Source organism: Streptomyces deserti, assembly GCF_054782695.1.
This window is the reverse complement of sequence record NZ_BAAGRZ010000072.1, coordinates 1-8,443: the sequence shown is the minus strand read 5'-3', so window position 1 is coordinate 8,443 and position 8,443 is coordinate 1. Positions and strand designations below refer to the sequence as shown.

6 protein-coding genes and 2 pseudogenes are annotated in these 8,443 nt (G+C 68.4%); 4 read left to right on the top strand and 4 right to left on the bottom strand.

The window, feature by feature from the left end:
• Nucleotides 1-806: 806 nt before the first annotated feature.
• The 4 genes and pseudogenes from ACYVMZ_RS38885 to ACYVMZ_RS38870 all read left to right on the top strand — a co-directional run.
• The gene (locus ACYVMZ_RS38885; RefSeq protein ID WP_461087971.1) at nucleotides 807-1,772 is read left to right on the top strand and encodes an AraC-like ligand-binding domain-containing protein; all 966 of its coding nucleotides are present in this window, start codon (nucleotides 807-809) and stop codon (nucleotides 1,770-1,772) included.
• Between the two features lie 191 nt (nucleotides 1,773-1,963).
• Nucleotides 1,964-2,395, top strand: coding sequence for a peptidase inhibitor family I36 protein (locus tag ACYVMZ_RS38880; protein WP_461087969.1), 432 nt, complete (start codon nucleotides 1,964-1,966; stop codon nucleotides 2,393-2,395).
• A complete protein-coding gene (locus tag ACYVMZ_RS38875) occupies nucleotides 2,329-3,327 on the top strand; it encodes a hypothetical protein (protein ID WP_461087967.1) in 999 nt (332 codons plus the stop codon). The genes ACYVMZ_RS38880 and ACYVMZ_RS38875 overlap by 67 nt, the downstream gene beginning before the upstream one ends.
• A gap of 436 nt (nucleotides 3,328-3,763) precedes the next feature.
• Nucleotides 3,764-4,294 (top strand): annotated as a pseudogene (locus tag ACYVMZ_RS38870) (AAA family ATPase); the annotation flags it as partial.
• 64 nt (nucleotides 4,295-4,358) lie between these two features.
• Here ACYVMZ_RS38870 and ACYVMZ_RS38865 read toward each other — a convergent pair.
• The 4 genes and pseudogenes from ACYVMZ_RS38865 to ACYVMZ_RS38850 all read right to left on the bottom strand — a co-directional run bounded on the left by ACYVMZ_RS38865 (nucleotide 4,359) and on the right by ACYVMZ_RS38850 (nucleotide 8,061).
• Nucleotides 4,359-4,643: a GNAT family N-acetyltransferase gene (locus tag ACYVMZ_RS38865; RefSeq protein ID WP_461087965.1), complete on the bottom strand. Its 285-nt coding sequence runs from the start codon at nucleotides 4,641-4,643 to the stop codon at nucleotides 4,359-4,361.
• A 183-nt stretch (nucleotides 4,644-4,826) separates the two neighbouring features.
• Nucleotides 4,827-6,082, bottom strand: a pseudogene (locus ACYVMZ_RS38860) (IS256 family transposase).
• A gap of 524 nt (nucleotides 6,083-6,606) precedes the next feature.
• Nucleotides 6,607-6,819, bottom strand: coding sequence for a hypothetical protein (locus ACYVMZ_RS38855; protein WP_461087963.1), 213 nt, complete (start codon nucleotides 6,817-6,819; stop codon nucleotides 6,607-6,609).
• Between the two features lie 1,056 nt (nucleotides 6,820-7,875).
• Complete coding sequence (locus ACYVMZ_RS38850; RefSeq protein ID WP_461087961.1) at nucleotides 7,876-8,061, bottom strand: DUF6207 family protein; 186 nt, start codon at nucleotides 8,059-8,061, stop codon at nucleotides 7,876-7,878.
• Nucleotides 8,062-8,443: the final 382 nt, after the last annotated feature.

The following is an 8,443-nucleotide window of genomic DNA, read 5'->3' as shown; positions in this document are numbered from 1 at the left end:
GACCTGCGCGATCTGGCACAACCGCACCATCGGCGCACCCATCACCAGGTCACTGATCGCCTACGACCACTGAGCCACATCGGAACTACTCGTCTAGCGCGTGCGGGCCGGACCTGTCACCGATTCCGGCCGCGTACGGCCGGAGAGACCGAGGACGCGATGACCACCGCCCCCGCCCCGCCCACTCCAGCGGACAACGCTGCGACAGCCGGCCCCACAGCGAGCCACACGGCAAGCCCCGTTCCCAGCCCCACAGCCCCGAGCCGCCGTCTGACCGTTGTCCCTGATCAGACCCCGGATTCGGCCGCCCCGGACGGTTGCAACTCCTCTTCTCCCAGTACTGATGTACCTGGAGAAGCGTCCCCGGCCCGCAAGGCTGCGGCGACGAAAGCCGGAGCGGAGATCCGCGGCGAGGTCCTGCTCACCCTCGCTCAGCTGCGCCTCCGGCTGGAGTATTAGCCGCGGCTACCGCCGGATGTTCACGAGCCCCGACAGCACCGGGCTTCCTGTGCCGCACTGAGGGGGCGTAGGACTGACGGCAGGAGGTCTAGCCCCAGCTCTCCTACGTCGACTGCTGGGCGGTCGTCGACAGGGCAAAGCAGCGCCCGTAGCTAGGAGGCGCGGGTGCCCTGAGGAGGACCGGCAGCCCTCAGGGCAACCGCCGAGATCCCGGGGTGGCCGAGCGGCCCCGCAGCCCAGCACCTCGACGCCGCGCGTGGCGAGGATCGCGTCGATGCGCAGGTTGACATGATGCAGGACAGTGTCCGCTGACGGATGTGGCAGAACGCACTCAGGGAGGATGCACGGTGCTGGTGACGGAGTTCCGGACGGAGGATCTGCCGGTGGCCGAGCGGTTCGGCTCCTGGCACGACATGACCGCCAGGTCGTTGATACCCAACGCGATCCGCAGTGACCACGCGGCGGACTTCCGGGCGAGCGCGCGGGTGCTGGAGCTGGGCGGGGTGCAGGTGTCCGCGCTGGCCTACCCGTCGCTGGAGACCCGCCGGTCGGCGAAGCTGATCCGGCGCTCCGATCGTGAGTGCTACCAGCTGATACTGAATCTGCGCGGGGGCCACCGGATCCTCCAAGGTGGCCGGGACACCCTCAGCGGCCCCGGGGAGGTGATGCTCTACGACACCTCGCTCCCCTGGCACGGCTGGGCGGCCGCCGACCAGGACACGGTGGAAGGGGTGATGGTGCAATTCCCCCGGGCGCTGCTGCCACTGCCGGCGCGCAAGGTCGACCAGCTGATCGCCGTGCGCTTATCCGGGCGTGAGGGGATCGGCGCTCTGCTGTCCGGCTACCTCACACAGCTGACCGCGGGCGGCGCCGCCCACACTGCGGCGGACGGCGCCCGCCTGGCCACCTGCACCCTCGACCTGCTGACCGCGTTCCTCGCCCACCACCTCGACGCCGCCGCGTTGGTGCCGCCCCAGACTCATCGGCAGGCCCTGCTGCTGGAGATCCACGCCTTCATCCAGCAGCACCTGGGTGAGCCGGACCTGTCTCCGGGCACGATCGCCGCCGCCCACAACATCTCCCTGCGCTCCCTGCACCGGCTCTTCCGGGACCAGGGCACCACCGTCGCCGGGTGGATCCGCGTCCGTCGGCTGGAGCGCTGCCGTCGGGACCTGGCCGACCCCCTCCTGCGCTCCCGCCCGGTCCGCGCCATCGCCGCCCGCTGGGGGTTCACCGATCCCGCGCGCTTCAGCCGCGCCTTCCGCGCCGCCTACGGACACAGTCCCAAGGACTACCGCCAGCAGCATCAGTAGCCTGCCCGCGCCTCCATGTGGCACGAATCGTCAACCAGTTGTCGCTGACCGACAACGACATCCCATTCATCACCCACGACACTCAAAGCGCCTGGATTGCGCCGCCTCGTCGTGACAGGTGCGACAGATGTGGCCGTCCGGCCAAATGTGCCCACGACAAGAGAGTCGGGGGTAAAGGAAGGGGAGGAAACATGCGTTTCACAATTCCGTGGCGGATCGCGGCTACCGCTGCCGGTGCCATCCTGGCCGCCGGTGCGGGGGTGTTCGTATCCGCTCCGGCCGCCCAGGCCGCGTACAGCGACTGCCCTCAGGAGAGCGGGTACCTCTGCTTCTGGCAAGACATCAATTACTCGGGCGGGCCCGGAAAGCTGTCCGGTAACAACACGGATTGGCGCGCCTTCAGCCGCCCCAACTGCCAGTCTGGCACCTGGAACGACTGCGCCTCATCCATTGCCAACGAGGGCCTGAACTGCGAGGCGGTGGTCCACGAGCACCCCAACTACGGGGGCTCCTCGTGGGTGATCAATCGCGACACCCACGCCTCGAACCTGACTCAATGGGGCAAGCCGAGCGGCGGCAACTGGAACGACGTCATCAGCTCCAACCGCTGGTGGTGCGGGTAGGCGATGACGGGATGCGACTGATAGGCCGACGTACCGCTGTCGGAGCAGCCGTCACCCTGCTGGTCACGGGAGTTGCCGGCTGCACGCAAGCGCAGTCGGCAAGCCCGGACGGCCGGTCCGCTGGGACGGTACTCAGCGGCGCCGCCCTGGACCTGGCCGTTCGCGCCGGGCCCTACCGCGACGACCAGCGCGTACTACAGCAGGCGGAGTACGAGCTAACCCGGCGCTGCATGGCCGCGCGAGGCTTCGACTATCCGACCTCGGACGGCGGCACCATCGGCAACGATGATTCCTGGCAGCCGGATCTGGATACCCGGCGCAGCCGCGGATACGGGTTCGGAGACCCCAGTCCGTCGCCTGACGACCAGTACCCGCCCGGCCTTCCCGCTGCGGAGCGGGACTCCTATGTCCGTGCCCTCACCGGCGATCCCGAACACCGTGCCGTGCTGCGGCTGTCCACCGGGCCGGAGTTCACCTTCGGCACCACCGGCTGTATCGCCGAGAGCAGGATCGGTCTGTACGGTGACGTCATCGACGCGGCCCGGGTCTCCTATGTGCCGCAGGAAGCCCATAACGCGCTGAACGACCCGATTGCTGATAGTCCCGCCATGCGTGAGGCCATGGCGCTGTGGACGTCCTGTATGAGAGACCGGGGATATCCGTATGACTCGATGGAGGCAGCCCGTGCCGATGCGCGCCAAAGCCACGACTCGGCGGGCAGTGCGGACGCCGCGCGGCGGGCCGAGATCCGCATAGCCGTCGCCGACGGGGAGTGCGCGCTGGTCGCGGGTATGCCCGAGGTGGTCGACCGGGTGGGTCGTCGGCACGCGGCCAAACTTACCGCGGAGCAGCGAGCGGACCTCAACCTCGCCGCCGAACTGCGCGCAGAGGCGCTGGAGCATGTCCGCAGCATTGCGAACGGTAGTCCGTAGGCTGATCCGAATCTGCAGGTGAGTGTCGCTCGGGCCGACGTACCGAAGGCCGGTCAGGCTGGATCGCAATCTATGGCGCAGGACGCGGCGGACGACCCCGCTCCGGCGGCTGCACCGGCCGACGCGTCGGCTGACGCGGCTGCGGCGGCCAGGCGCAAGCCCATCGATGCCGGGTGGACTCCACGTGGTACATCGAGCGCATGCGCGGCTGCGGCATCTGGCGCAACAGTTCGCACCTGTCGCATCGCTGTGAGCCCATGGCTCCAATGGTCGCGCAGGGTTCGATGGCACACGCTCAGGGTTCCGTGTCATGGGACACACCGGCCATGGCGGCACAGGCCCTGGCTATGACCCCGACCACGCTGCCGCGCGCCCCGTCCATGGCAGGTCAGGACGTCCCTCGCCGTGCGCGCGGGCCGGTAGCGTGCCCGCCGTGATGGTGGGCACCGAAGAAACCAGGCTGGTCGTGCTGCGCGGCAACAGCGCCTCGGGCAAGTCGTCCGTCGCGGCCGGCATCCGCGAGAAGTTCGGCCGCGGCCTGGCCCTGGTCGGCCAGGACAACCTGCGTCGCATCGTGCTGCGCGAGCGGGATCGGCCCGGCGCGGCGAACATCGGCCTGATCGACCTGACCGCCCGCTACGCCCTTAACTCCGGGTTCCACGTCGTGGTGGAGGGCATCCTGTACGCCGACCGCTACGGCGATATGCTCGCCCGGTTGCGCGCCGACCATCGCGGCCCGACCCACAGCTACTACCTGGACGTGCCGTTCGAGGAAACCGTCGCTCGGCACGCCACCAAGCCGATCGCCGACGACGTCAGCGAGGCGCAGCTGCGGGACTGGTACCGGTCGCGCGATCTGCTGCCCGGCGGAGTCGAGACCGTCATCGGCGCCGACAGCACTCTCGTCGCGACGGTCGACCGCATCATGCTCGACACCGGCCTGGCCGGCCTCCCGGCCGTGGATCGCTCCCAGGCGCTGGTTCCCCTGAGGGTTCTGCGAGACCTTCGCCCATGGAATCGGGGAGTCATTGTCAAGATCTGTGGATCGGGCCGGGCTGACGCGGCTTGGTGGACATCCTGATCTTGATGTCGTTCTCGCCGTGACGAGTGACTTCGTGCAGGCCCAGTCGCCGGTGGAGGGCCTGGGCCCGCCGGTTGACGACGAGGACGTCCAAGGCGAGGTCCTTGCCCTGCTGGCGGGCCTGGTGCAGGAGGGTGCGGATGAGTTGGCTGCCGATGCCGCGTCCCTGGTGGTCGGGGTGGAGCTCGATCCGCGCCAGGTAGATCTCCGTCGGTCGGTGCTCGACGTGGAGCATGCCGAGTGCCGTCGGCGGTGATGATCTGCCATCGGTCCGCAGTGAACGAGCGGGCGTGGAAGTCGCGTTGGATCTGCTCGTCCCAGCCCCAGATGGCCGTGACGTAGGCGCCCATGGCGGCTTTGTGCGGCTGGAAGCAGTACTCGCTGTCCGCGGAGGTGGCTGGCCGCAGGCCGATGGCCGTCATGCCGCTCGCTCCGTGGGCCGTTCGACCAGTCGGCCGCCTTCGAAGCGGGCTCCGGCGCGGACGAGGGCGACGAGATGGGGTGCGTTCACGGCTCGCCACCGCTGCTGGGCGAACTCGACAAGCTTGAAGACCATGGCCAGGGCGGCGGTGCGGGAGCCGGCGCCGCGGGTGACCTTGGTCCGCAGCCGGACGGTGGAGAACGTGGACTCGATGGGATTCCTGGTCCGCAGATGGATCCAGTGCTCGGCCGGGAAGTCGTAGGACGCCAGTAGCTGGTCCTGGTCATCGGTGATCCTCTTGACAGCCTTGGGGAACTTCGCGCCGTAGAGCTTGGCGAACGTTTTGATCGCCGCCTCGGCGTGGTCGCGGTCCTCGGCGTTGTAGATGTCCTGGATGGCCTTCTTCGCGCTGGGCTGCGCGGACTTCGGCATGGAGTCGAGGACATTGGCCGTTTTGTGAACCCAGCACCTTTGCTCGCGGGTTTCGGGGAACACCTCGACCAGGGCTTTCCAGAAGCCCAGGGCGCCGTCGCCGACCACCAGGACCGGGGCGCGCATGCCCCGGCGGGCGCAGTCGCGCATCAGGTCGGCCCACAACTCGGCGGACTCGCGGTAGCCGTCCTTGAGCGCGACCAGTTCCTTGGAGCCGTCGGCGCGGACCCCGATGAGCACCAGGACGCATGCTTTGGCCTCCTCCAGGCGGACGTTGAGGTGGATGCCGTCGGCCCACACGTACACGTAGTCGACCTCGGACAGGTCGCGGTCCATGAACGCTGTATGGTCGGCCTGCCACTGCTGGGTGAGGCGGTTGACGGTGGCCGGAGAGAGCCCGGCCGCGCTGCCGAGGAAATGCTCCAGTGCCGGGAAATCGCGCCCGAGGACAGGTCGTGCAGGTAGAGCAGCGGCAGCACCTCGCTGATCTTCGGGGACTTGCGGCACCACGGCGGCAAAATCGCGGAGGAGAACCGCTTGCGCTCGCCGGTGGCCTCGTCAACGCGCTTGTCGTTCACCCGCGGGGCCTTCACCTCGACCACCCCAGCCGCGGTGGTGACCTTCCTGGGCTGGTGGTAGCCGTTGCGGACCACGAGCCGCCGGCCGGTCTCGTCCCGCTGGTCCACCAACTCGGCTATATAAGCGTTGACTTCGGCCTCCAAGGCCGCCGCGAGCATCCGCCTCGCGCCCTCCCGGACGATCTCGTCGATCAAGGAGGAGCCGTTGGCGGTAGTGCCGTCGTCGTTGACTACGCTGAGCACGGGCGTGCCTTCCCGACCGGTGCTGCGAACACCGGCCAACTCGATGACCATCAGTCGATCACTCGGGAAGGTACGCCCTTCGCGTGCTCCCCGAGCTCGATCCACAGGTCTTGAGCATGGCTCGGGATCGGGCCGGCGCTAGGTGTATTGCCCTGAGAGGTTGGGGACGCGGCTGAGCCACTTTCCGGGGCTGCGGATACCGCAGAGGTCGGTTCAGGCAGGCCGGAGGGCACGGGTGGTAAACCGGAGGCCGGCGCACCGGACCAGCACAGCACGACGGGGACGACACCCAACGACACATTCGTGGGCCGGATCGCCGGTGACGACCCCGGCTCCCTGGAGACGGGCGCCGAGAAACGCGCTGAATAGCGCGGCCGAACCGGCGATTGTCCCCCTTAGCCTCCGAGCCCGGTTGCCGCACGCCGCTTCGAAGAGGCGCGCCTCGCGTTGGCCGCGACCAGTGCATGCCGGGTCCCTCTGCCTGTGCGTGATCGTCACCGCGCGGCGAAGGGCCGCTCGTACGTTCAGCGGTTCCACACCTCTGGCCCGCCTTCATGCCATTCGATCAGGCCAGAGTCGGCGACATCCAGTTCGTCCCAGCCGGTCAGGCCGGCGTGCTGCAGGAACACGGTCAGGTCGTGAAGGCTGTAGGCGGTGCCGAAAATCCGATCGTCGATTCCCACCTTGCGGCCACCGGTCTCCAATGGCGGGTAGACGATCACACGGCGCTCGGACATGGCACCAGCCTCACCGATGACGAGCAGCCACGCATCTCGGCTGCTGCACGAGCCGACGTATGACGTTCCAGCGGTGAGCCTGTTCCGCGCGATGGACACCCTTGGCGTGGTGGTCAGGCTGCGAGTGCGGTCTCGCATTCGGCGGGACTGCGGTAGCCGAGGCTGTTGTGCAATCGGGGCAGTTGTACCACCCTCGATGAAGTCGAAGATCGTCGTGCGGGCGGCGGCCCGGCTGGGCCAGGCGCTTGTGTCCAGCAACGCCGGGCGCGGCAGCCCTCGAACTCACCTCCCGCCCCTCGGCCAGCCCGGCAACGGTATCCACGATCCTGATCCTGCGATCGACCAAGGGAGTCCTGCGCAACATCGGCCCCGGCTCACCGAAAAGGCTCCTCAGGATCACCCGGTAACCCGTTGCTCTGTCGGTCAGCGAGTCAATGTGGGCACCTTCCCGCAGGGTGTAGGCGGTGCTTTGGTGAGAGTGTGACCGGGGGTTCTCTCACCGACTCCGCCAAGTCGTGTGCTGTATGGGGAGCAGTGGGCGCCGTCGGCGGCACTGCGCTGAAGGTCGCCAAAGAATTGACTTCGGAAGCGAGATAGTGACCATGCGTGGACCCTGGCAGGGAAAGAGAGCGAGCGCGCGGAGCCATAGTGGCTCTCGCAGTGTGCGGTGTCACTTTGGTGATCACTGTGCTGTGGGTGGAGCACGGGCGCTTCTGCTCTGGGTCCTTCTGATCCGTTGCCATCCTGGCGGTCCAGCAGCTGTTCCAGGGCTTGGGAGCCAAGCGGGCACCCACCGACGGCAGGGATTAGGCAGCAAAGGGGAGGATGTCACACGCAGGCCAGTCTCCCGGTCATGCCCGGGAGCCTGGTTTAACGTCTTGCGGCAGCCCAGGGCATCGAGGGCGCCCCACAGCTTCCCCGACGCCTTGTCCTTCGGTCACAACGGGTAAGTCCAGCTGCAGGCCGACCACGGCCCGGGACGTCCCGACCATGGCCCTGACCACGGCAGGAGCCGCGCCAGGGCCCCACGAGGAAGGCTGGCACCCTGCCGCAGGCCTACGCGGCGGCGTTCTGGTGCAGGTCCAGGAAGAACCGCAACCGCACGCCAGGCTCGGCAGGCTCCCGAGTCGTACGGTTCGCCGGCGCAATCGCGCACCGCGCGGCGAGCAGCTCCTGGAATCGTGAACGCGGTCTCGTCAGGCGGACCGCGACCTCCACCACGGCCAGCCCCGGCAGCGCCACATGCGCTTTCTTGCTCGAGCCTCGCCGACGTCGCGGAGTCCGTGCAGGTCACCCCCTTTGTACGGGCGTGGTCAGGGGTCTCACACCCCCGCTTTCGCCCATGCTCTGGCTGGAGTTGAGGGTGAGGGAGGCGGGATGGGCAGCGCGGTCGCGGCCGGGGATCGCGGTGCGTTCGCCCGGTGTTGCGCGTCGGCGCCGCCGCGCTGGGCCGCCGACGGTGCGGCGGCTGGGTGAGGCGCTCCGAGGGCCAGGCCGCGTGCCGGGCACGCGGGGCCAGCGCTCTTTCATATGTCCCAAGGGTGGTGTCGCGATCTCCCGTCGGGGATCGCACCATAAGTAACAGAAGGCGCATCTCGTAGTGAGGGGAGCTGTGATGACTGTT

Excerpts from the sequence above, each read along its gene's own strand:
- ACYVMZ_RS38880 (WP_461087969.1), top strand. The coding sequence starts at position 1,964 with ATGCGTTTCACAATTCCGTGGCGGATCGCGGCTACCGCTGCCGGTGCC.
- ACYVMZ_RS38865 (WP_461087965.1), bottom strand. The coding sequence starts at position 4,643 with ATGCTCCACGTCGAGCACCGACCGACGGAGATCTACCTGGCGCGGATC.
- ACYVMZ_RS38855 (WP_461087963.1), bottom strand. The coding sequence starts at position 6,819 with ATGTCCGAGCGCCGTGTGATCGTCTACCCGCCATTGGAGACCGGTGGC.
- ACYVMZ_RS38875 (WP_461087967.1), top strand. The coding sequence starts at position 2,329 with ATGGGGCAAGCCGAGCGGCGGCAACTGGAACGACGTCATCAGCTCCAA.